Consider the following 24,685-nt stretch of genomic DNA (forward strand, 5'->3'; position numbering starts at 1 on the left):
GACTATCCAGCCTGCAATTCTTTGTGCTGGGCAAAGATTGGCAAGCGTTCATCTTCACGATGGCTAACCATGAGAATGGTTGCCAACTGTTTTTTAGCAATAGTCGTAATCACATCTAGTACCAAGCGCCGATTAATTTCATCTAAACCTTGTGTGGGCTCGTCTAACACTAAAAGTGATGGGAACTTAACTAAGGCTCGCGCGATCAATAACAAACGCTGTTCACCAAAACTAAGCTGTTTGAAGCTACTGTTGGCCAGTGGCCTAAGACCAATCAAATCTAGCCATGCTAATGCTTGTTGTTTCTGGCTAGAAGTGACGTCTTTATACAAACCAATGGAGTCCATGAATCCTGACAGGACCACGGTTAATGCATTGCAGCTTACTCGATACGAACGGTGGATATCAGGGGAAACTATCCCTAGGTGTTTTTTGATATCCCAGATGGTTTCACCGGTACCGCGCCTATAGCCCATAACAGTGACATCATTGCTGAAACATTGTGGACAGTCACCGGTAACCAATTGCAGTAATGTTGATTTGCCGGATCCATTGGGTCCGGTAATGATTGTGTGCTGGAACGTATCAATACTTAAATTGGCGGCTTTGAGTGCATGATTTTCGGTATAAATAACATTTGCGTTATTGATGCGCACTAGCGGTTTTTTATTGTGGCTATGTTTATCGGATATCATCCGCTCAAGTAATGATTTATCTAGTGCATCAAAAGCAAATATGGTGTCGATAGTGGCTTGCGCATCACTTACTGATAATCCACTCAAATCATGCAAACTATTATTTTCTACCAGCGCGAATGTTGTGATCCAGTCTGGGATGTCTTGACGATTACTGAGTAATATAATCAAGGTGATATCTTGGTGTTTTAGCTGACTTAACACCTGACTTAATTGCGCCCTTGATGATGGATCTAAATCATCAAATGGGTTATCCAAAATAATATAGGTAGCGCCAGATAATATCGCTTTTAAGATTAACAGCTTGCGCGACTCGCCAGTACTGAGCTGTCGAAAACCGGTATCAAGGCGATGTTCTAAGTGGAAGCTGGCAATAAATGGGTGGTCAAGTTTGTCTTGGGGTAAAAAGTCTTTTGCCGGAGTGCCAAAATCAATTTCATCGGTGATATCGGTTTCATCAATCTTTAATTCGTTTTCATATACGGCCTGCAAGGTTTCAAAAGACACCAGTGCAACTAAATCCCTTGCGGGTAAATTTAAGCTGCTGTATTCGGCATTATTTAATTTTCCTAACAGAAGTTGGTCGACAAATTGTTTCCCTGAACCATTTTTGCCTAACACCGCTACGGCGCTATGTTTACAAATTCGCCAAGATTTTACGGCTAATTTAGGATGATGAAAATGCTCGATAGTTATCATTGCTAAACAACTCACAATTATACGAAAGGATCTCTAAAGGGTAATGTCACGTTTTAATTTATAGTTGAAACGGGTAGCTGCCTATTTGTTAGAGTGAAAATCGTTAAACATTCTCAAATAGGGCTTCAACTTTTTTACGGGTTTCTTCAATATTGCTGATGTCAGCAGGTGCGATAAAAATCGTATCGTCTCCAGCAATAGTGCCTAATACACCATCCTTTTGACTAAGGGAGTCCAATAAGCGCGCGATGAGTTGAGCTGCACCTGGACTGGTACGAATGATTACCATGACATTGTTGTGCACAATATCTAATACTAATTGACGCAATGGGCTTTTTGCCGTGGGCATTCCCATCTCTGGTGGCAAACAGTAAACCATGTCACCGCGCGCATTGCGGGTGCGTACCGCGCCAAATTTACTTAGCATACGGGAAACCTTGGATTGACTAATACTGCCAAAGCCTTGTTCCGTTAGTGCATCAACAATTTCACCTTGAGAGCCAAAGCTTTCCGTTTTTAAAATATCTTTAAATGCTTTGACCAATTCTTCTTGTTTTGTATTAGACATGCCACCCTCGCTATTAACTGCTATAGTTTGACACAATCTAAACAGGGTAGGTAGCCTTGTTTACAAGCAGCAAAATACTTTGCATTAATATCATATAGTTAAAGTGTCTGTTTTGAGTTACTACTAAGTATTGAATTCGTAGCATCTAACCCATATATTCTGTTAAGCCTTAAAAACTAACTGAATGTTAGGCTAAAAGAGTTATATTGCAAAACAGATAGTGAACATTCACCACAATAAATTGTTTTTTCATGCGGCTTACTCTATGGTTTGCCGTCAATTTAATAGTCCCACAGGAGACAACTATGAAAGTAGCGGTATTAGGTGCTGCAGGCGGTATCGGTCAGGCCCTTTCTCTTTTATTGAAAACCCAGTTACCAGCTGGTTCCGAGTTAGCTTTATATGATGTTGCACCTGTTGTGCCAGGAGTGGCAGTTGATTTGAGCCACATCCCTACAGACGTAAAAGTTGAAGGTTTTGGTAAAGATGATTTAGCAACTGCGTTACAAGGTTGTGATATTGTTTTGATCCCAGCAGGGGTACCTCGTAAACCAGGTATGGATCGTTCTGATTTGTTCAATATCAATGCGGGTATCGTTAAGAACCTAGTTGAAGGTATTGCGGATAACTGTCCTGATGCATGTACATGTATTATTACCAACCCAGTTAACACTACTGTTGCGATTGCAGCAGAAACGTTAAAAGCTAAGGGTGTTTACAACAAAAACAAATTGTTCGGTGTAACTACTCTTGATGTTATCCGTTCTGAAACTTTTGTAGCTGAATTGAAAGGTTTGAGCTCTACTAGTGTGCACGTTCCTGTTATTGGTGGTCACTCTGGTACAACTATTTTACCTCTACTTTCACAAGTTGAAGGTGTGACATTTAGCGATGATGAAATAGCAAGTTTAACTACTCGCATTCAAAACGCTGGTACTGAAGTTGTTGAAGCAAAAGCCGGTGGCGGATCTGCTACTTTGTCAATGGGTCAAGCTGCGGCAAGATTCTGTTTGTCTCTAGTAGCTGCTATGAAAGGCGACAACGTGGTTGAATATACTTATGTTGAAACCAACTCAGACGACGCAGTATTCTTCTCTCACCCTGTAAGACTAGGTCCTAACGGTGTAGAAGAAATTCTACCCTACGGTGAGTTGAGTGAATTTGAACAAAACGCAAAAGATTCAATGCTTGACGGTTTGCGTGGCGATATTGAGTTAGGTGTTAAATTCGTAAAAGGTTAAGCATTTAACCTATTACCGAACCTAACAAAAAGCCCCTTGTAGTTAACTACAAGGGGCTTTTTTATGCAGGCTAGTTCAGCCAGAATTAACCTGTATTACGCATGCCCACAGCAATACCTGCGATGGTTACCATCATTGCTCTTTCCAATAACGCATCGTGTTGACTGTCATCTAATTTTCTTATTCTAGATAACAATTCAATTTGCAAGAAGTGCAAAGGTTGCAAGTAACCCGCTCTAATACTCATGGATTCTTTTCCTCGCGGATCCGTTTCCATTACAGTCTCTTGGCCTAATAATTTGAGCAAAGATTCAATGCTTTCATCTAGCTCGGTTCTCAATGCTTCACCAAAATACTGCAATTCAGCCGGTACAAGACGATCATCATATTCTTTGCTTATTCTGGTGTCTGCTTTATTAAACACCATATCAAGCATCGATAAGCGGGAATGGAAGAATGGCCAATTTTCCAACATATCATCAATGATCTGCTGCTGACCTGATTGGTAGTAATCGGTCACTGCTTTCATTGAACCTAACCAAGACGGTAAAACCAACCGCGTTTGCGCCCATGCGAAAATCCATGGGATTGCTCTGAGACTCTCAATACCACCTGTTGGTTTGCGTTTTGCTGGACGACTACCTAAGGGTAATTTGCCGAGCTCTTGTTCGGGAGTTGCCACTCTAAAGTAGGGCACAAAGTTTTCATCATGACGTACTATTTTACGATAGTTATCACGACCTTCGTTGGCCATAGAGGTAATCGCTTCTCGCCACTTTTGTTTTGGCTTAGGTGGTGGAAACAATATCGCTTCTAGAATCGCACTGGCGTATAAGCCTAGGCTTCCTTTCGCAAGTTCCGGCATACCAAATTTATAACGTATGGTTTCACCTTGCTCAGTAACCCTAAAACCACCGGTGAGAGAACCTGGAGGTTGTGAATGGATAGCAGCATGTGCAGGTAGACCTCCACGTCCGATTGTACCTCCGCGACCATGAAACAAGGTCAACTTGGTTTCAAATTCATCGGCTAATTTAACCAATGCTTCTTGAGACTCGTATTGGGCCCACCCAGCGGCCAACGCACCGGCGTCTTTTGCTGAGTCAGAATAACCAATCATTACGTACTGTTTACCTTGAATATAACCTCGATACCAATCGATACTGAGCAATTGTTTCATCACAATTGCAGCGTTATTCAAATCATCCAAGGTTTCGAACAGTGGTGCTACTGGCATTGGCCATTTAACACCTGTGTCTTTAAGCAGTAACTGCACAGCAAGCACATCTGAGGGCAGACTTGCCATTGAAATAATATAAATCCCAAAACCTTGTTGGCTGTTTTTAGCAATAATGCGGCAGGTATCTAAAACCTCTTGGACTTCTGCCGAAGGTTCCCAGTTTTCCGGAATAAGTGGACGTTTAGATCCCAATTCTTTTAACAAGAACGCTTGTTTGTCTTCTTCGCTCCAATGCATGTAATCACCCATGCCAAAGTAGCGTGTTAACTCGCCAAATACTTGAGCATGGCGTTCTGAATCTTGTCGAATATCTAATTTAAGTAAGTGCACACCAAAACAATGTACACGTCTAATGGTGTCTAATAGTTTGCCGTCGGCGATAACTTGCATTCCACAAGCATGCAATGACTGATAGCAGGTTAACAAAGGTGCCAGTATGTCATCTTGACAAGTCACCCAATTACTATCATCAACTTGATGACCAGCTAAATAATTGTCGATACCTTCTTGCGTCTTTGCAAGTCTATGATAAAGGGGGCGTAACAATGCACGGTAGGGTTCTAGTTGGTCTTCACCGACTATATCTTTAAGCGCTTGATCGCAGTCACCCATAGAGAGTTCTACTTGCAGAGCATCAATATCTTTGGCAAACAGTTTCGCTGCACGTTTTCTGGCAAGCAACAACACCTCTTGGGTAATTTTAGAGGTTACATTTGGGTTGCCGTCACGATCACCACCCATCCAAGAACTAAATTGCACTGGTGAAGCGTCTATTGGTAATGAAATACCAAACTTGCTGTTAACCTTTTTATCCAATGAGCGGATAAACGCAGGAACCGCATCCCATAATGAGTTCTCAATAACTGAGAATCCCCAACGCGCTTCATCTACTGGAGTCGGGCGAACAGAGCGTATTTCTTCGGTATGCCAAGCTTGACTAATCAAGTCGGCAATGCGCGTTTCTATTTCGCTACGTTCTTCGTCTGAAAGCATGCTTTGGTGCATTTCACGTAAACAGCGAGCCAGCTCACCGTGTTTGTGAATTAATGTACGACGGGTAACTTCTGTTGGGTGTGCGGTAAGTACCAAATCGATCTTAAGTTGCTCAAATGCATCAGCAAAGTCACTTTGATCGATTTTTGCTTCATCTAAATGTTCGAATAACTTTTCAACAGGATCATCTGTTATCGAAATACTATTGAATTCCTGTTCGGCTATATTGGCTAAATTAAGGAATTGTGAAAACGCTCTGCCAACGGTCAGAAGATCTTCATTATTGAGTTCAGCAAATAGATCTTTTAATTGCTGAGTTGAGTCTTTATCGCCTAAATGGGATTTCCGTCCGCCGATACGCACTGATTCTATTCGTTCAAGCCACTCTTCACCAAGCTGAGCACGAATTGTGTCTCCGAGAGTCGCTCCTAGAAATCGTACAGATTCCTTCAATTGAACTGCTAGTTGCTCTTTCACACATCCTCCAAACTGAATATACAAATTAGAATTTTTGAGTTAATAAAATATGTTTTAGTTCGGGTACAAAGTTAAATCATACTTAATCTTAAGGTCATTTAGATGAGCTTTTATTATTATTTTGCAGCTTATTCTATGACTTTTATTATTTTACTAATTTTGTATCTAACCAATTAGCTTTTGGGGTACAAGGCAACACGTTAACTATGATACCATTCACTTTTTATCTTTCCCAATCAAAACAGGATATAACGTGTCAGAAAAATATAACAGTGTTGAGCTTCAAGCAAGCTATGGTATTGGTTACCAAATGGGCGAACAATTAGTATCTAACCCATTTGAAGGTCTTGATATTGAAGCAGTAAAAGCTGGTCTAGCAGACGCTTTTGCTAAGCAAACCCCACAAGTTGATAATCAAACTTTGGGAGCTGCATTTAACGAAATTCACCAACGTATGCAAGCTGCAAAAGCAGATCAGCATAAAGGTGCAATCGAAGAAGGCGCAGCTTACTTAGCAGAAAATGCTAAACGTTCTGAAATTACAGTGACACCTTCTGGCTTGCAGTATGAAGTATTGACTGCTGGTGAAGGCGAAAAACCTACTGCTACTTCTAAAGTACGTACACATTACCACGGTACTTTAATTAACGGTAATGTATTTGATAGCTCTTATGAGCGTGGCGAACCTGCAGAGTTTCCAGTAAATGGCGTGATCAAAGGATGGACAGAAGCATTACAAATGATGCCTGTTGGATCTAAATGGCGTTTGCACGTTCCACATGATTTAGCATACGGTGAACAAGGCGCTGGCGGCGCAATTGGTCCTTTCAGTACTCTAGTATTCGATGTGGAACTATTAGATATCGTTGCTTAGTATTTGCAAATATCGTATTTAAAGGTCGGATTTATCCGGCCTTTTTTTGTGTCTTTTAACAAACCGTTAAAAGATCTAAACCTGCTTAGCTGCTAAAATGAACGATTGAATAATTTAATTAATAAAATAAAAATTTGGGGTAGTAAATGATTGACCTGATAACCAACCGTGACAGTAACGTCAAAAATGACGTGCTATCAGGAATAACCGTTGCATTGGCATTGGTTCCTGAAGCGGTTGCATTTGCCTTTGTTGCTGGCGTTGAACCTATGGTGGGGTTATACGCTGCATTTATGATGGGCCTAATAACATCTGCAATTGGTGGCAGACCGGGAATGATTTCTGGCGCAACGGGCGCGATGGCGGTGGTCATGGTTGCCTTGGTCGCTCAGCATGGCATCCAATACTTATTTGCCGCGGTTATTTTAGCTGGAATATTACAGATTTTAGCGGGCATATTCCGACTAGGAAAGTTCATCAGGCTTGTTCCCTATCCGGTAATGTTAGGCTTCGTAAATGGTTTGGCTATCGTCATTTTCCTTGCCCAATTAGGGCAATTCAAAATAGTCAATGAGTTTGGTGTTCAAGAATGGATGCAAGGCAGCATGCTTTATTGGATGCTTGGTCTGGTTGCATTGACTATGGCAATTATCTATTTTTTACCTAAGCTAACTACCGCTGTACCCGCTTCCCTTGTGGCTATTGTAACCGTAACGCTGTTAGTGCATGGCTTAGATCTAGAAGCTCGCACCGTGATTGATTTTGTACGCGGCATGTTACCTGAAGATCAAAAGGCCACAGCAACTTTAGCCGGTGAATTACCTAGCTTCAGTGTACCTATGGTGCCGTTGAACATGGAAACCTTGTATATCATTTTACCTACTTCAGTCATTCTCTGTTTAGTTGGTTTGATTGAATCATTGTTAACCTTGTCTTTAATCGATGAAATGACTGACACTCGCGGTCGTGGTAACAAAGAATGTGTAGGTCAAGGTGTTGCTAATACCGTCAATGGTTTCTTTGGTGGCATGGGTGGTTGTGCCATGATTGGTCAGAGCATGATTAACATCAACTCCGGTGGACGTGGTCGTCTTTCTGGTATTACCGCTGCACTGGTATTGTTAGGATTCATTTTATTCGCTGCACCGCTGATTGAAATGATTCCATTGGCCGCATTGGTGGGGGTGATGTTTATCGTAGTCATAGGTACCTTTGAATGGGCTTCGTTTCGCATTGTGCGTGGTGTAAACAAAGAAGATGCATTTGTGTTGTTCTTGGTCACGGGGATTACCGTTGCAGCCGATTTAGCGATAGCAGTGGTAGTAGGGGTCATTGTATCTGCGCTGGTTTTCGCATGGAAACACGCCACCCATATTAGTGCGAAAACCCATACAGATGAAGACGGTTGGAAAGTTTACGAACTTGACGGCCCCTTGTTTTTTGGTTCAGTTTTACACTTCAGAGATTTATTCGATCCGCAAAATGACCCACAGGACGTGGTCATTGATTTTAAAGATTCACGTATTTGGGATTCATCAGGCTTAGATGCAATTGATGGTTTGGCTGATAAGTACAAAATTCAAGGCAAGAAGCTACATATTCGGCATATTAGCCCTGAGTGTACTAACCTGTTAACCAAGGCTCAAGGCTACGTGGAAATGAATGTAAATGAAGATCCTCGTTATCGCATTGCCTCCGATAAATTGGGATAAATATATCCTCGGACTGAAGCCCGATCTACAGATTTTGTAGGCTGGGCTTTAGTCTGAGGGATCCCCACAGCGGCATCAACATTTTGCATCCTCCACTAGGGCTTCGATGGATGCTTTGAGCATGTTCTCATTTAGATAAAACCGAGAATGCTTGAGCAGTCTCAGAGCTAAATACCCGTAAGATAGTACGCGCCGGCTCGTGATGGTGTTTGCTTGGAAATGGCGGTGATAGCCCTGGGCTTCTGCCGCTTTACCCACACAGTATAGATAGAATTGTACCATCATGGCTAAGAGTAAAATGACTTGCAGACGTTTTTCACAGCGACTTAAACTACGGGATAATCCCAGTCCATAGTATTCATTTTTACAATCTCTAAACGATTCTTCAATGGCCATTCTACGTGAATATAAATGGACAAGCTTATTCGCTCCGAATTGATTTTGCGGAAGGTTGGAGACTAAGAACCAAGGCTCTTTGGCGGACTTGCTATGACGCTTATTAATATTGTCTTTGGTCACCACCCCTTTTCTATTTACATTATGTCGTTGTTTGTTTTTCCCTTTGAATAAAACGCCTCGACACGAATACTGACTTCTTTTCGATAAAGTACAAATGGGAAGCTCCATGGCCTTAGAAGAGGCTCGAGTATGATAATCACTTACGTAGCGCCATTGATTTTCCGTCGCCAATTTACATTTCACACTGCCGCGGGTTCTTGCCAACCAATACCAGTTGAGTCGGCTCACTTCCTTAAACCAAGGTATTTTAAACCCGGCATCTGTGCAAATAATCGGTTGGCAGTCACTCGGTAAGAGTTTAGCTAACCTAGCTAAAAAACGTTTCTGAATCATCGGCTGAGCATGTTGCTCCTCAGGATGCACCTCTTCATACAACGTAATCGCCCGACCTTTAATGGAGATAGCTGCTCTTAACATCACAAAGTTGTAGTTGTACACCGTTGACCAGTCAATATGAATTAACGGATGTTTTTCCGTGATAAACAAGTTTTGTATGATTTGATAATAGCGAGGAATAACCCGGTGTAGTCGAGGATTTCCCAACAGTCGGTCAATCCGTTTAATACTGTGCTTTTCAATGCCACCAGTGTCACAAGCCGCATTTCTTCCCATCGCTGTTAAGGTTAATTCAGAGCCATTTATGAGGCTTTTAGCAGCGGTAAACAGTGAGGTGGTAATACGCGGATCTAAAACGTTTGAATCTAAGGTAAATAAATCTGATAATAGCTTCATAGTGCTTGAGTTTGGTTATTTTTGTTTTGTGGTGAAATATATAATACCAAATTTCAAGCACTTACTTCTTTTTACTGTGGGGATTCTTCAGGCTTTAGTCCAGTGAAAGATTTAGGAACCTTGGTTGTGAGCAAGAATTTCATCTAACTAAATTACTAGCTAGTGAAACTGGACTGAAACATCATTCAGGTTGTTTATTTAGAAGGGTACAAAAAAGCCGGATGATATCCGGCTTTTCAAATGGACTTGAGGTTCTATCAAAGGTTGATTTATTTTTGGGTAGTTAACCAGGTAATTAACTCAACAAATTCATTCGGCGTCATTTTTGAACCGAAAATTGCCTGATATTTATCATTTACGATAAAGGTGGGTACGCTACGAACACCTAAAGTCAATTTATCGTTTTTGCGCACGGCACCGCGGATTCCATAACTATTGGCCAGTTTTTTCAACTTATCACTGTCACCGCCAGCTTCTGCATACACCTTTAAAATGTCTTCCATGGAGGCAATATTTTTGCGATCTTTATGAATAGCTGTAAATAAAGCGGTGTTAAATTCGTCAGCTTTACCTAATTGGCGTGCTGCTAACATAGCTTTGGTCGCTGCATTCTGAGTATCTTTTTCAGCACCTCCCATAAAGTTCACGTGGGCTTTGGTAAAGGTCACGTCACTTGGCAGTTTACTTTTTAAATCTTTGGCAATGCTCTCGAATGTGAAACAGTGTGGACACCAAAATGAAAATACTTCGCGCACCTGTTTGGTTTCACTTGGTATCTCTTTTAATACCGTGTAGTGCTCACCTTCTTCCCACTTAGATTGGGCCATTGCAAGAGTTGGAACTGCGCATACAAATGCTACTAAAAGATTGCGCGTTAATTTAAAAATCATATAAATAAAATCCTGTAAAAAATAAGGTTATTAACGTTGTTTAGATAACCAAACAACTAAATCCGCAATATCATCCCTTGTCATACCTTCTACAATTTGGGCTTGATACTTTCCGTTAATAATGAAATTTGGTACACCGCTCAAATGTTCACGATAGGTCTCTATAATTTGATTATTCTGCTTGAGTAGGTTGTTAATTTGGAAGCTAGATTCCACTTTATCAAACTCGGCAGTATCAACGCCTTTGGCTAGGAAAATATTTCTTAACTCAGGTGTGCCTGTAATAGGTTGACGCTGTAAATGAATATAACTAAAAATAGCACTATTCATTTCTTCTTCTTTGTCCATAGTTCTGCCTATTAACAAGGCTTTTGTTGCGGCATCTTGTATTTGTGTGCTGGTAAAACGCATAAAGTTAACATGCACCTTTTTAAATGTGACATCTTTATCTAACTTTAGTTTTATCTGTTCAACAATAGGTTCGAAGTTATAACAGTGAGGACACCAGAACGAAAAGAACTCTAGTACTTCAGGCTTTTCAGAAACCTCATCATTAATCACTAGGTAATGTTTACCTTCTTTCCATTTAGATGGAATTTCGGCTTGTTCTGATGAGCTCTCTTTGGAGCAGGCTTGCAGAGATAATAGTAAAAATAACGCTAATACAGTTGATAGTTTTTTCATATCAATCAATTCCTTCAAAAATTTATCAAAGGTTATCATAGCTAGTAAAAGATTAGGTATAGTTAATCAGTCAGATGAATACAATCTGTGGATGAAATGCATAAAAAAACCGCTTCTCGAAGCGGTTTTTTGTATCTTGCATTATTTCTACAAGCTAATCGTCGTTGCGACAAAAAAGTTTTGGCCTGCGGTATTGAAGCCATTTACTTCTTGATAGTTCTCATCAAAAAGGTTGTTTACACCCGCTTTGATGCTGACTGATTCAACTATTTGCCAACGGGCAGTTAGGTTCGTAAGTTGATAGTCATCTATTTCCACGCCACCAATATCTACCGCATTTCTGACACTTCTATAGGTCAATTCAGCACTGAGTTTGTCATCTAACCAAGCTTGTCTAATACCTAGGTTGAATTTATTTTTAGGCCTTCTCAAACGAACTTCACCGTCACTGTCTTGTGCATCATTGTAGGTATAATTAGCCCAGACTTTTAATCCGTTAGCGAATACTTGTTCAACGCTTGTTTCAACCCCTTTAGATTCACTTTCACCGAAAGACTGCAAATATCCTTGGTAAGCAGCTAAATCAAATACGATTTCGTTTTCGATGGATTGTTTGAAAAATACCATTTCAGCGCTCAATCCATTATGAGTATCGATGACGAAACCCAGATCCAAACCTTCACTATTTTCTTCGGCCAATTGCAAGCCTGCAGCTTCACCGTATGCATAAGGGCCATCGTTATAACTTTGCTCATACAAACTTGGCGCCCGGAAGCCGGTTCCGTATGTCGTTTTAAATTTTACATCCGCAAAATCAAATGAAACTACTTTGACTGCACCTAAGCGGACGCTATTGTGTTTACCGAAGGTGTCATTGTCGTCGTATCTGTAGCCTAGATTAAACGCCAATTGATTTGAAAACTGACCTAACCACTCAACAAATAGACTTTTCTGACTTCTGTCTAAATCACTGCTTTCGATTTCTTGGGTTTCTTTTTCAAGACCAAATACAAGATCGTGCTGTTTCCAGTTTACACTTCCAATGTATTCAAACTTATCGATAGTGCCTGAATTGGTAAATCCATACTCACCATTATTGATAAAATCTCTTTCAACATCCGTTTTGTTGTAAGCCACTTGGTGTTGACTATGACTGTCTTGATAACTCAAAGCGCCGCGGAAAGTTTGCTGATCCGCTTCCGTTGTGCACTGATTAATTTGTGCAAAGGTGGTGTTGTCGTAACAGCCGTCGTATTGATTTTCTGCATCAACATTACGAAATACCAAAGAAGCTGCAATTTTATCAGTTAATTCCAGTTGGCCTTTAAAGTGAACAGTTTGGTTATCGTAACCATCTTTTTCACCGCTTTCATCGCTAACTTGCGCGTTAAAACCGTCACTTTTAACTTTCGATGCTGACAACGAAAATGAACCGCTGTTGTTGCCGCCAGCAACATTAGCGTTTAATACTTGTGTATCAAAAGACCCTGCTGCAAGTGTACCACTGGCTTCAAAACCTTTGGTTAGTTGCTTGCTGTACATACTTATAACGCCGCCGGCATCTGCGCCGTAGGAAAGACCTTGGGTGCCTCGCAATATTTCTATTCGCGACAACTGATCAATCAGAACATCATCAAAAATCGGCGCAACTTGAGGAGATGAAGTGTCACTGAGTTCCACGCCATCAATATATAGTTTGGTTCTGAACCCTTCTTCACCACGAATTCTAACCACAGTACTTTTACCCAAACCGCCAGAATTAGACACGCCGACACTTGGCGTTTGACGTAAAATTTCAGTTACATTGAGAGCTGTTTGCATTTCAATATCGCTCTCATCTAATACTGAAACACTGGTGGCTAGTCGATTGGTTGGCAATTGAATACGGCTAGACACAACGGTCATCTTTTCAATGTCTTGTTGATTTTGCTGTTTTTGTGTTTGCGCATAGAGAGAGGGAGATGCCAGTGCCAAGCTAACGCTTAACGCTAAAAGAGTCGTTTTATTTTGCATGTTGTTTAGCCTTGTTAAGTACTCCGCCCGAGTACTATGTCATATGAATTACAGTTTGGAGTTTTGACTACAAACCTATACTTCTCAGGCCGGTATCCGGGCTCACAAGTGTCCTAATAAAGACTCGATTAATAACCTTCCCATTTTTTCAAACAGTGGTAACTTATTAATCAAAAATACCCTTGAGTATCACTTGCTTACCGTTGCGGGGGCAGCGTCAGCATTAATCAGATTGGTATCTGATTGCACTGTCTTCCCGTTTAACCACCAGTGGTGGCACCTAAGAGGTGTGCATTATATCTATCTGTTCTTAAAAAAATAGGATTTTATAATTTTGTAATTAAAATAAGGTCAAGCTTGGCTCTTGGAGTGCGGAATATTGCTCTTTTAACGCTAATATTTGTTGTTCCCAATATTTGGCGTCGGCAAACCAAGGGAACGCTTGCGGGAAGGCAGGATCTTGCCAACGGCGGGATAACCAAGCCATATAATGGACCATGCGCATTGCCCGCAATGGTTCAATTAAACTGAGTTGGCTGCTGTCAAATTGTGAAAATTCTTCATAGGCTTCTACCAATGTGTCCATTTGGATTCGTTGTTGGTAGGTATCACCAGACAACATCATCCAAAGATCCTGAATTGCAGGTCCCATTCTACAATCATCTAAGTCGACAAAGGTTGGGCCATCTCGCCATAGAATATTGCCAGGATGACAGTCGCCGTGCAGACGAATGGATGAATTCGGTTTATACAAGCTTGCCGCTAATTCAGTAACTTGTTCTAAAATCGTAAAAAAAGCCGTATGCAAACTGCTGGGGATAAGTTCGGTTTTATGCAAGGTTGCGTTTGCATCAAGCAAATGCTCTTGAATACTAAAAGTAGGGCGGAAACTAAACGGCTGGCCTTTAGATACTTGATGGATGCGACCGATAAACCGTCCCATCCATTCAAGCTGATCTAGATTATCGACTTCAAATTGTCTGCCACCAACCGATGGGAAGATGGCAAAGTAAAAACCCTGATAACTATGTAATGATTCATTATTGGTGCGTAAAGGTGCAACCACAGGAATTTCATGATCATGCAGTTCTTGTGCGAAGTCATGTTCCTCCTGAATTTGCTCGCGACTCCAGCGCTGTGGTCGGTAAAACTTAGCCACATATCGACGCTTATCATCGCAAATAAATTGATAAACCCTGTTTTCATAACTGTTCAGTGCCAACAAGCCCGAATCTACTAGGTATCCTCGGGATTCAATGGCATCCAGTATTGTATCAGGACCAAGTTGCGCAAAATCAAAGGTAGTCGCAATTGAGTCACTCATCGATATATGAACTTACTAGTTTCACTCATTTGAACAGGATCGTCACTGTCTGTTGAGGTCACCTTAAACTGAAATTCAGTCACGGTTTCATTTAACGCATAGGGATCGATTGCGATGCTAATAGGTAAGTTCAACACTTCCCCGCCAGCAACAGTCACCTGAGTTGGACCGATATATTTATTGCCTTCTAAGCCAACCACATCAATTTTATAGGTGTGCTCAGCTTGGGATTTATTCAGTACTTTTAAGGTATAAACATTTTCAATTAGACCATCATTTGTTTCTCTGAATAACGAATTTCGGTCTCTGATAATGTCTACTTCTAGTGGTACCCGTGCAATAATTTCATAGGCCAAAAGAGAGGTCATGATAAACAGTACTATGGCATAACCAATCAATTTGGGACGGAATATCTTAGTTTTACCGCCGGCCAATTCATGTTCTGACGTAAAGCTAATGAGTCCTTTGGGATAATTCATTTTTTCCATTACCCCATTACACGCGTCTACACAGGCACCGCAGTTAATACATTCGTATTGCAAACCATTGCGGATATCTATACCTGTTGGGCACACTTGAACACACAAGTTGCAATCGATACAGTCACCAATGCCTTTTTGTTTAATCTCTTCGTGACTGGTTTTTCTGGAACGAGGTCCTCGTTTTTCGCCTCGAGTTGGATTATACGCAACGGTAAAGGTATCTTTATCAAACATTGCTGATTGAAATCTGGCGTAGGGGCATATGTGAGTACACATAATTTCACGCATCCAGCCAGCATTACCGTATGTGCAAACCGTAAAGAAAATGACTGAAAAGCCCGCCCAAAAACTAACGTCAAAGGTAAAGAAATCAATAAATAACTGGTTAATCGGCGTGAAATAACCGACAAAGGTCAATGCTGTTAACAAGGCCACCGACACCCAAGCGAAGTGTTTCAGCGCCTTTCGCCAGAATTTGTCGAAATCCATTTCACGCTGGTCTAATTTAATCCGCTTGTTTCTAGCACCTTCTATTTTTTCTTCAAACCAAATATAAATGAAAGTCCAAGTGGTTTGTGGACACATAAAGCCACACCAAACTCGTCCGGCAAAGGTGGTTACAAAGAATAATGCGAAGGCACCAATAATAAGGATCCAAGCCAATAAGGTTAAATCTTGAGGCCAAAGAGTCAGACCAAATATATTAAAGCGCTGAGCTCCAATATCAAATAGTACCGCTTGATGTGAGTTAAATTGAATCCACGGGATGAGCGCAAAAATGCCAAGAAATATTAAGCCAAAAAAACGTCGAAAGGTTTCTAGTGTGCCTTCAACAGCGCGGACATATATTCGACTTCGTGGGGTGTACGCGTTTTCGTGTTGACTGGCTTCTGGTTGGTGAACTTTTACAGCGGATATATCTTTGATTGGAATGCGTTCACTCATTCATCTTTCCTTTACGGGACTGCTAGAAACTCCGGCGAATTCGAAATTTCTATAGGTTAGTAATTAATCCCCCTATTATCGCACAGACTGCTCGCTAGTTGTTAATCTGGATCAATGAATTAACTGGTTTTTTTATCGATTCAACCCTATTTAGGTCGCACCCCGTTAAGAACAATAGACTGAATGTTATTTAAGGTCGACGCAAAAAATTCCGGGTCATCTAAATTTTGACCGGTTACAGCCTCCACTTGCACACGGAAATCAGCATAGTGTTGGGTTGTTGCCCAAATACTGAAAATTAAATGATAGGGATCGATTGGCGCCAGTTTACCGGCTTCAATCCAACCTGAAATAACTTGAACTTTGGCTTCAACAATTGCCCTCAGTGGTGATTCGAGTTGATTGAACAAAAGCGGAGCACCTTGCACTACTTCCATACAAAATAAACGAGATTCCTTGGGGTTGTCGCGAGATAAAGCTAATTTTACTTCGATATAATTCGAAATGGCTTCGATGGGATCTTGCTCTGAATTAAACCCCTGTAGTGGCATTAACCAAACGTCTAATAATTGCTGAATTACCTCTACATAAAGCTGTTCTTTACTAGCAAAATAGTAGAGTAAGTTTGTTTTCGATACTTTGGCTAAGTCTGCGATCTGTTCAACACTTGTGCCGTGCACACCATTACTCGAAAACAAGTCGAGGGCCGCTTGCATTATCACTTTTCGTTTATTGCGTTTTGCTTCAGTACGCTTACTTTGCGTTTTGGGGCTTGAGACACGTTTCGACTTTTTTTGTGTTTTTTTCACTAATGTTGAACTCATATGTCTACTTATATCCCATTTTAGTTTATTCCCTGTCCTTTATGTTTTAACCAAGATTGAGAAATTAAGCAATCCCAAGAGTTTGTAATTTTTAATAATTAGCCTAATTGGAGTTCTTATGTTTAGCTCTTTGTGCAGCTTCTAAACTGCAAGCTGGTGGAATGATAGATGCCAAATGACAGTTTTTTTGTTTATGGCTAACATAGGTGTAGAGTATAAAACTGACGAGTTTAGTCAGCGTTTATTTTAACCCCTCAATCACCATTTGAATGGATGTTAAATAGAAGCTTAATGTGAAGTGCCTTTAACCCAACCCATTTTTGGAATTTAAAAACATGACAACCCAATTAGATGACACCGCGTTAGCGCAATTATTTACTCATGCCCATACTCACACTGCTTGGCAAGACCAAAACATACCTGAAGAATTATTGTTGCAGTTATATGACCTAGTTAAGTTGGGCCCAACCTCGGCAAATTGTAGTCCTGCTCGTTTTGTATTTATTCGCTCTGATGAGGCAAGAGAAAAACTAAAACCTGCTTTATCTAAGGGCAATGTGGAACAAACCATGAGCGCTCCGTGTACCGTAATTGTTGCTTACGATAGTGAGTTTTACGAACAGTTACCTATGTTGTTTCCTTATGCTGATGCTCGCAGTTGGTTTACATCCAGCCCTGATGCGGCCTATGAAACCGCTATGCGCAATAGTTCGCTACAAGGCGCTTATTTAATTAGTGCTGCCAGAGCGCTAGGGCTAGACACAGGGGCAATGTCAGGGTTTAATCCTGAACTACTGAATCAAATTTTCTTCGAAAACAGTACGTGGAAAGTCAATTTCTTGATTAACTTAGGATACGGCGATGGCACAAAAGTGCATAAGCGACTTCCGCGTTTGGGGTTTGAAGAAGCTTGTAAAATTTTATAGTCCTTTGGCTTTACTCTCCAGCTAAAGGCAAATGTACTTAGGAGTGGTCCAGTGGAACCAGATACACATCAGTTATCTTCACAATCTGAAGGGATATCTTGCATTAGCCCCGAGTGTTTTAGAGATAGTATGGCAAGTTTAGCCGGTGCTGTGAACGTAGTAACGACATCTACTGTCAGTGGAGATGTGGGGTTTACCGCAACTGCTGTATGCAGTGTAAGTGATAGCCCGGCGACATTATTAGTATGTTTAAATCGCAGTACATCAGTACATAGTGCATTTGTTGATAGTCCTTACTTAGCAATAAATACACTCTCCGAAGGCCATGAACAACTGTCTAATATATTCGGTGGTAAGGCAACAATGCCAGACCGTTTTGCAGTCGGGAAATGGGAGACACTGAAAACGGGCTCACCTGTGCTCGCTGATGCGGCAGTGAGCTTTGACTGTAAAGTGACTCATATTCAAAGTGTTGCCACACACGATGTCTTCTTCTGTGAAGTGGTAGCCGTTAAACGGGATGAAACGGCTGGGGCGCTGGTGTATTACCAACGCGGGTATCATCATTTACAAGATTAATAGCAACTGTCAGTTTTCCTTTTTTCTATCAGGGTTGTCAGCGCTGATTGCTAATTGACTGTTTGCATTGGTATTAGTTGCAAGACTTTTGTATAGACTTAGATAATACTCAGCGCTTCATTAAATAGACCTATTAGTCTAAGTTAGCCCTTGGTTTTGACTTAAGGCTTAATTTTGTCTTATTTAGATGTGAAAGTATGTTTAGGTATTTAATTGTTTTAGCAGAAGTTGTGATTTTAGTGATGACGCTACGTTCGTCGTTCGCGCAGTATTTGCTGGCTGATATCCAAAATGATTTATCCCAATTAATGACTGAAATATCGATGAAAATGGAAAAAACGCAACTAAATGATGTGCGTTATGCGCTAGCGCCCTATACGGAACAGATGCGCGATTTTCAACGTGATTACATACTTCAAATTACCGATAGTTCTGAAAACCTCGTTAATTTCCACGCTAAATATTGTCTACAACGGGAAATAAATCCCTACGTTAATGGTTCGAATTTAGAGCTGGTTTGTCACACCATTAGTAATTCAACTTTATTAGATGTGAGCGAATCATCTTAGTGTTTTAAGCGACACTTGATATTTAATCGCTCAACTATTTGATCTGCGGTGCGGATTTAAATAGAAGACAGAAACCAGCACCGCCTAAATCTGCATTTTCAACCCAGCATTCACCATCATGCCAATGCATTATCCGTTTAATAATTGCTAAGCCTAAACCGGCTCCTCCACGTTTCCTATCACGGCTATTATCAGGACGGAAAAAGGGCTCAAAGATACGCTTTTGATAGATTTCAGGTACGCCTAATCCGTCATCTTCCATGCGCAACAATACGCCCCGTGGGTGTTTGCAAACCACTATTCTTATGATTGAGTTAGCGTATCTGTTGGCATTATTAAATAGGTTGTCTATTACTCGTTCAATAAAGTGTTCGTCTCCCAAAATGGTAAGATCTGAGCCAATAAATTGAATACTGACTTGCGGCTGGCTACTTTTTTGTAAATATTCGATGCGTTGTTTGCACAATGTTAAAAGTGGGATCTCGGATATATTCAACTCTGGCTCTTGCACTTCCATGCTGGTGTAACTCAACATTTCTTGCACTAATTTTTCCAATTCATCAATATCTTTATTCATTTCGCTCCAAGGGCCAGATTGATCATAATCGTGGGCCGCGATTGCAAATTTTAGGCGAGACAATGGTGTTCTGAATTCGTGAGCAACTGCACCTGTTAACTCTCTTTGTGTGTTTAACAGTTCGCGCACTCGATTGCCTAAATCGTTTAATGCAATGGCGATTGGGTAAACAACCGAGGTTCGTTCAACATCTATCGGTGGAAATTCACCGCTGGGTCCAATCCGAGTCGCCGTTTGTTTCAATTGAAGCAGGTCTTTCCATAATGGCCATAACCACAGTGCAATTAACCCTGCCAGTAAAAAGAAAAATAAACCGCTGTATAAGACGTATTTACTGGTGCTTGTTTGATTGTGTAGCAAGCTAATTTCGATCAGTTTAGATGGTGGTGTTAGGAAGTAAATTTGAGTGCCATTTTGGCGGTCGAATAAGACCACGGGTAATTTCTGTTGCAATTTAGCAAGTTCTTCAGAATTCCAAGCCATATCAGCGGTGTTCAAGGTTGATACTGAGAATATTTGTTTGTCTAAATCATTGGCGGAGATGCCACCACGTTGATGCAAAGCCGTCAATGCATCTACAATGGCTGCGTCTCCTTGATTAAAGGCGTCGTCATTAAAAAATACATGATTGAGCAAAGCACTCAGTGCTACAAGGGATAGCGCAATAAATAGATATAAACTTAAAAATAAACGGGTCATATTATGGCTGGATGATTTTCCAAAATTGCACTATTCCCAAGCATCAGGCACAAAGAAAAATCCCTTCCCCCAAATTGTTTTTATCTTGTAGGGGTTTTGTGGGTTATCCCGAAGTTTTTTACGTAATCGGGAAATGCGCACATCAGCGGATCTGTCTAAACCATCATACTCTCTGCCAATTAACTCGCTGTATAAGGTTTCTCGTTCCACGAGTTTGGATGGGTTGGTAGCTAATTTCCACAGCATATCGAATTCGTGACTGGTCAGTTGAATCGATTCGTCTGACAAAAATACTTGTCGAGAATTGCGGTTGATTCTCAACTGCCCAAAATGCAATTCGTCAGTTTGTTGCATCGCTTCATTGTTGTGTGTGTCACTGCGCCTTAATAATGCATTTATGCGCGCTAACAGCACGCGGGGTTCTACTGGTTTAATAACGTAATCGTCTGCACCGAGTTCTAATCCCAACACTTGGTCGAAGTCGGAGCTCTTCGCGGTCACAAACAACAGAGGTCCGCTAAAGGTTTTGCGTAATTTTTTGCACAACTCGAAACCATCTTCGCCAGGCAACATGATGTCGAGAATAATAATGTCAGGTTCGAATGTTGCCATGCTTTGAGTCAACTTTAAGGAGTCGTATAAACAATGGACTTCAAAATCCTGCTGGTTCAGAAAATTAGCCATTAATTGGCTTAAGCGTTTGTCATCCTCAATCAATAAAATGCGTTTGTTCAAAATAGACTCCAAGGTTGCCTAACCCGTCTAACCTGCTTTTTGCTAGCTCTGGCTTTAATATCCATTTCATGGGACAGAATGACAGTACCATTTTCAGACTTGAGATATAATACAGTATCTTCGTTGAAACGAATTACAAGGGTGTTTTGTTGCGCCGTTCCTGACCAGCAACTTAACCTCGTTTGATCTTGATAATAGCAGTAGGTTCCTGGTTGTAAATTCTGAAAATTAAGTGTTAATGCCATTTCGCAGGTGTCACCTAAGTTTTCCACAATGCATACTTTAGGCTGAACACTCCAACTGGGTGCCGCCCCCCATACTTTTGGTATGCCGACAATTATTGTCAACACCATCACCAGTAAATAGCCAATTTTGAATTTGCAGCAGCACTGATTCATCAAAAACGCCGCCCCAAACCAACAAACAAATTGGTCACATTGTTTTCTTCTACAATAGGGCTATTAATCATTGAAGTATGTAGTTTGCGATAGGCAGCATTGGCTATCCAGTGCCAATTTTCATCGAGTTTTTTAGTATACAAAAGTGATATACCGGGTTGCAGCCCAGAAGATACTTGATAGTGATAGTTCGGATTCGCAGTGTCTTTTTTATCAATTCCATAATAATAGTTTGCTAAGTTAGCACTTTTCCAAACTATGCTAGGGCGCACCATAAACTGCCAGTTATCGCCAATCCAGTAATATTGATAAGAAAGATTGGCCTTTTGACCTTGATGCACGTTGCTCGCATCGGTTTCGATAGAAAAACTGATTTCGTGATTACCGTTATAAAAATGGAATCGAGTACCGAAATTAATTGCCCAACTTCGACCGCTGATTTCGTCAACTGAGAGTCTAGCGTCCTCGGAGGTTAGGTCACCATCTGTGTCTTTGTTTGGAGGCTCAATGGAGGGCGAGGAAGGAAATGCGGCGGGCACAGTTACATTGCCAGGATGCCAGAGTTCGAAAAAAGTTTTTTCTCGATCAAGGGTTAGATAGGTTTCAATGCCGGTCTTTTCGGTTTGTTGCCACTGATAACCGATTTCTCCGTTATCAAAGTAAAACTGTTCGCCATACCAAGCCACATCGAACAATATAACGTTAGGGAAGTTATCGCCATCAACTAATGGATTAGAACGAACGCCTATACCAAAGGCGACACCTATATCCCATTCTTCTTCTTGTATGCAATTTTTGGATGTTTCACAGCCTAATAACGGGCTCGCATAGCCAGTTGCAATGAAAAAGATAACGCATATTAGATAGTGTTTTAACACCTCATTCTCGACCTTCAGCTAGCACAATATTGTTGAGCAAATATTTGCTCAATACTGAAAGGTTAACAGACCTTTTGCAAACCTACATCGTCGGGTTACAAATATTCACAATTATTGTCAATTCTTAATAGAAAATAACAACTCCAGTTACTAGGATTAAATCAGTAATGGTATAGATATTAAAAGTTTGAAAGAAAGGTGTGTGCTATGTATGGAAATAAAGCTGCAATGTCTTCTTTGTTTGCCGCCTTACTATTAGGGGCATGCGGTGGAGGGAGTGGGACAGACACAAAAGTGACTGAAAACAAACCGCCTGAAGTCAATCAACCCAGTGGTTTTGTCGGTGCCTTAGTTCAAGACTCGGGGAAAACCGAGCGCTATATAAAAAATGGCATTTATGCCGCATCATTAAGTGAGTCTGATTACACCGCTGGGGGGGATGTGGCGAGCCCGAGTATCGGCAGTAGCCCTTATTCCACAACTAATACCGTAGAAAGTGGTGTCGATGAGGCCGATAGAATTAAATACGATGGTGAAACTTTCTATTTGGCAAACTATCCTATTTGGTCATCTGCAAATCAAAGTCCAGCCGATATTCGAGTTATCCAACGAAATCAGGACGACACGCTAACGAGTCTCCCAAACATTCCGTTAGCACAAGAGAGTGACGACATTATTGGCATATATCTACATCAAAAACGTTTAGTCGCGATAAGTTCTACTATGCCGGTTTATCCCATCGATTTCATCAGCATTGCTCCTTGGGAGCCCGTTGAACAGAAATTCAGCGTGCAATTTTTTAATGTTAGTGATCCGCACAACGCTCTGGCTGAAAACCTCCTGACATTTGATGGCTCGTTACTATCAACCCGTCGAATTGATAACCAATTATATGTGGCCAGTAGTTATGTCCCGTATATTGACGGCCTTCAACCGTATGCAGCTACAGATGAGGAGAAACTAGCGAATTATCAGAACGTTATTGGTGTTTCCAGTGACGATGTAATGCCCCGTGTTGATATCAATGGTCAATCAATGGCAATGAACCTTATGGCTGAGTGTTATGTTCCTGAAGCCGCTACAGAGGATGATGGTTTTGCTCAGATATTAACGGTGACTAGAATCAATATAGATGACCCAACTGATCAACAATCTATCTGCATGAGCGTACAAGCTTATATGCTCTATATGTCAGAGCAATCTATGTACTTAGCAAGCAGTATTGAAGGGCAACAAACAGCGTTTCATAAAATTAGTTTAGAGAATATGAGCTATCAGGCATCGGGCGCTGTTGATGGTGTGTTGAGCTGGCGAAGTGATCCCTTATTTAAGGTTGATGAAAGTGATGGCTACTTACGAGTAGTAACCACTGATAATTCGGTTTCTCCTGCAGTTCATCAACTGACGGTCTTAGCTCAAAGTGGCAATGAGTTGACGACTATTGCAAGTTTACCTAATGAAAATCAACCGCAAGCGATTGGCAAACCCGGAGAAGATATATACGCGGTGAGATTTATCGATGAGCAAGCATATATAGTTACCTTTGAACGAATCGATCCGCTTTATATTATTGATTTAAGTGATAATAGCGCACCTTTCATCGCTGGTAGCCTAGAAATTCCTGGTTTTTCAAGTTATTTGCATCCCCTCAAAAATGGTTTATTACTGGGAGTTGGCCAACAAGTCCAGCTTGATGACTTGCCCAGTAACGGTGATGCAACGCTAGTTGAAAACAGTGCGCAGGTGATGCTTTCTCCACCACCTGTGGAGCCAAATGGAATGAAAGTGAGCTTATTTGATATTCGTGATGCGGCTAACCCAATTGAGCTGACATCCATTATTGCTGCGGATGCATTTACGCCTGTGGAATTCAATTACAAAGCGCTGAGCGTATTGGAAGCGGATGGTTTCTATCGGTTCGCTTTCCCAGTGGAAAAACTTAAATCTTCAACTGATGTAAGCAGCAATGACAATGTGGTTGATGTGCCACAGAATAGTTTGATGTTGTTTGCGGTTGAAACGAAGGATGTATCACCAGAATTAGAATGGCTGGGGAATGTCAAAGCTGATAATGACAGTGCGGAATATATCTTTTCAGGTGAAGATCGCAGCGTTATTCAAGGGGAATATGTATATTACTTCCGAGGAAATCAAGTTTGGCAAGCACTGTGGGCAAATCCAAGTGCAGTTTCAGGACCTTTTTAAGGCCGTCCATTTAAAGCTCTAAGAATTAGGGCACTAGGCCTTTGGGGCCGTCTCTATTGTGACGGCTCTTTTTTATTCGGGAACATTTTAGATAGTTTACCTGTCTACAATATACACGATGAATTATGCTGGGCTTCTTAGTTACAATAGTGCTATTCAGTGGCTGTTCATAATAGTCAGCCTAAACTGTAATTAAGCTGGCTTTTA

At 41.1% G+C, this 24,685-nt stretch carries 21 protein-coding genes and 1 riboswitch; of the genes, 7 read left to right on the plus strand and 14 right to left on the minus strand.

What is annotated here, in order from left to right:
* Nucleotides 1–2 precede the first annotated feature (2 nt).
* Nucleotides 3–1,394 (minus strand): ATP-binding cassette domain-containing protein, encoded by a 1,392-nt coding sequence (locus tag VUI23_RS03620; protein WP_342806862.1) that lies wholly within the window; start codon nucleotides 1,392–1,394, stop codon nucleotides 3–5.
* Between the two features lie 103 nt (nucleotides 1,395–1,497).
* Complete coding sequence (gene argR / locus VUI23_RS03625; RefSeq protein ID WP_216047590.1) at nucleotides 1,498–1,962, minus strand: transcriptional regulator ArgR; 465 nt, start codon at nucleotides 1,960–1,962, stop codon at nucleotides 1,498–1,500.
* 305 nt (nucleotides 1,963–2,267) lie between these two features.
* On the opposite strand from argR, the gene mdh reads away from it, so the two are divergent.
* Nucleotides 2,268–3,203: a malate dehydrogenase gene (gene mdh, locus VUI23_RS03630; protein ID WP_216047589.1), complete on the plus strand. Its 936-nt coding sequence runs from the start codon at nucleotides 2,268–2,270 to the stop codon at nucleotides 3,201–3,203.
* Between the two features lie 85 nt (nucleotides 3,204–3,288).
* On the opposite strand, the gene ppc is transcribed toward mdh, so the two are convergent.
* Complete coding sequence (gene ppc, locus VUI23_RS03635) at nucleotides 3,289–5,913, minus strand: phosphoenolpyruvate carboxylase (protein ID WP_342806864.1); 2,625 nt, start codon at nucleotides 5,911–5,913, stop codon at nucleotides 3,289–3,291.
* A gap of 253 nt (nucleotides 5,914–6,166) precedes the next feature.
* Between ppc and VUI23_RS03640 the strand changes: the two genes are divergently transcribed.
* Nucleotides 6,167–6,787: an FKBP-type peptidyl-prolyl cis-trans isomerase gene (locus VUI23_RS03640; RefSeq protein WP_216047587.1), complete on the plus strand. Its 621-nt coding sequence runs from the start codon at nucleotides 6,167–6,169 to the stop codon at nucleotides 6,785–6,787.
* Nucleotides 6,788–6,933: 146 nt separating this feature from the next.
* Nucleotides 6,934–8,499 (plus strand): SulP family inorganic anion transporter, encoded by a 1,566-nt coding sequence (locus VUI23_RS03645; protein WP_216047586.1) that lies wholly within the window; start codon nucleotides 6,934–6,936, stop codon nucleotides 8,497–8,499.
* A 75-nt stretch (nucleotides 8,500–8,574) separates the two neighbouring features.
* On the opposite strand, the gene VUI23_RS03650 is transcribed toward VUI23_RS03645, so the two are convergent.
* From VUI23_RS03650 to rutR, 7 genes are all read right to left on the minus strand, one after another.
* Entirely contained in the window at nucleotides 8,575–9,750 is a 1,176-nt protein-coding gene (locus VUI23_RS03650) for an IS4 family transposase (RefSeq protein WP_342806734.1), read from the minus strand.
* A gap of 269 nt (nucleotides 9,751–10,019) precedes the next feature.
* A complete protein-coding gene (locus VUI23_RS03655) occupies nucleotides 10,020–10,640 on the minus strand; it encodes a thiol:disulfide interchange protein DsbA/DsbL (RefSeq protein ID WP_342806866.1) in 621 nt (206 codons plus the stop codon).
* 30 nt (nucleotides 10,641–10,670) lie between these two features.
* Nucleotides 10,671–11,324 (minus strand): thiol:disulfide interchange protein DsbA/DsbL, encoded by a 654-nt coding sequence (locus VUI23_RS03660; RefSeq protein WP_342806868.1) that lies wholly within the window; start codon nucleotides 11,322–11,324, stop codon nucleotides 10,671–10,673.
* 147 nt (nucleotides 11,325–11,471) lie between these two features.
* A complete protein-coding gene (locus VUI23_RS03665; RefSeq protein WP_342806870.1) occupies nucleotides 11,472–13,337 on the minus strand; it encodes a TonB-dependent receptor in 1,866 nt (621 codons plus the stop codon).
* 69 nt (nucleotides 13,338–13,406) lie between these two features.
* A riboswitch (cobalamin riboswitch) is annotated at nucleotides 13,407–13,636 on the minus strand.
* Nucleotides 13,637–13,677: 41 nt separating this feature from the next.
* A complete protein-coding gene (locus VUI23_RS03670) occupies nucleotides 13,678–14,661 on the minus strand; it encodes a serine/threonine protein kinase (protein WP_216047582.1) in 984 nt (327 codons plus the stop codon).
* Nucleotides 14,658–16,088 (minus strand): cytochrome c oxidase accessory protein CcoG, encoded by a 1,431-nt coding sequence (ccoG, locus tag VUI23_RS03675; RefSeq protein WP_216047581.1) that lies wholly within the window; start codon nucleotides 16,086–16,088, stop codon nucleotides 14,658–14,660. The genes VUI23_RS03670 and ccoG overlap by 4 nt, the downstream gene beginning before the upstream one ends.
* Nucleotides 16,089–16,234: 146 nt before the next feature.
* Nucleotides 16,235–16,912, minus strand: coding sequence for an HTH-type transcriptional regulator RutR (rutR, locus tag VUI23_RS03680; RefSeq protein ID WP_216047580.1), 678 nt, complete (start codon nucleotides 16,910–16,912; stop codon nucleotides 16,235–16,237).
* A 335-nt stretch (nucleotides 16,913–17,247) separates the two neighbouring features.
* Between rutR and VUI23_RS03685 the strand changes: the two genes are divergently transcribed.
* From VUI23_RS03685 to VUI23_RS03695, 3 genes are all read left to right on the plus strand, one after another.
* Nucleotides 17,248–17,838, plus strand: a complete 591-nt coding sequence (locus tag VUI23_RS03685; protein ID WP_342806872.1) for a malonic semialdehyde reductase — start codon at nucleotides 17,248–17,250, stop codon at nucleotides 17,836–17,838.
* A gap of 51 nt (nucleotides 17,839–17,889) precedes the next feature.
* A complete protein-coding gene (locus tag VUI23_RS03690) occupies nucleotides 17,890–18,417 on the plus strand; it encodes a flavin reductase (RefSeq protein ID WP_342806874.1) in 528 nt (175 codons plus the stop codon).
* Nucleotides 18,418–18,614: 197 nt separating this feature from the next.
* Nucleotides 18,615–18,986, plus strand: coding sequence for a hypothetical protein (locus tag VUI23_RS03695; RefSeq protein ID WP_216047578.1), 372 nt, complete (start codon nucleotides 18,615–18,617; stop codon nucleotides 18,984–18,986).
* A gap of 34 nt (nucleotides 18,987–19,020) precedes the next feature.
* On the opposite strand, the gene VUI23_RS03700 is transcribed toward VUI23_RS03695, so the two are convergent.
* The 4 genes from VUI23_RS03700 to VUI23_RS03715 are packed head-to-tail and all read right to left on the minus strand — an operon-like array spanning nucleotide 19,021 to nucleotide 22,273.
* Nucleotides 19,021–20,262: an ATP-binding protein gene (locus VUI23_RS03700; RefSeq protein ID WP_342806876.1), complete on the minus strand. Its 1,242-nt coding sequence runs from the start codon at nucleotides 20,260–20,262 to the stop codon at nucleotides 19,021–19,023.
* A gap of 30 nt (nucleotides 20,263–20,292) precedes the next feature.
* Nucleotides 20,293–20,997 (minus strand): response regulator, encoded by a 705-nt coding sequence (locus VUI23_RS03705; RefSeq protein ID WP_342806878.1) that lies wholly within the window; start codon nucleotides 20,995–20,997, stop codon nucleotides 20,293–20,295.
* Nucleotides 20,994–21,344, minus strand: coding sequence for a DUF3019 domain-containing protein (locus VUI23_RS03710; protein WP_342806880.1), 351 nt, complete (start codon nucleotides 21,342–21,344; stop codon nucleotides 20,994–20,996). Before VUI23_RS03710 ends, VUI23_RS03705 begins: the two co-directional genes overlap by 4 nt.
* 50 nt (nucleotides 21,345–21,394) lie before the next feature.
* Nucleotides 21,395–22,273 (minus strand): MipA/OmpV family protein, encoded by an 879-nt coding sequence (locus VUI23_RS03715; protein ID WP_342806882.1) that lies wholly within the window; start codon nucleotides 22,271–22,273, stop codon nucleotides 21,395–21,397.
* A gap of 207 nt (nucleotides 22,274–22,480) precedes the next feature.
* Here VUI23_RS03715 and VUI23_RS03720 point away from each other — a divergent pair, with 207 nt between their 5' ends.
* Nucleotides 22,481–24,478 (plus strand): beta-propeller domain-containing protein, encoded by a 1,998-nt coding sequence (locus VUI23_RS03720; protein ID WP_342806884.1) that lies wholly within the window; start codon nucleotides 22,481–22,483, stop codon nucleotides 24,476–24,478.
* The last annotated feature ends 207 nt before the right edge of the window (nucleotides 24,479–24,685 follow it).

Source organism: Alteromonas sp. M12, from assembly GCF_037478005.1.
Taxonomy (GTDB): domain Bacteria; phylum Pseudomonadota; class Gammaproteobacteria; order Enterobacterales; family Alteromonadaceae; genus Aliiglaciecola; species Aliiglaciecola lipolytica_A.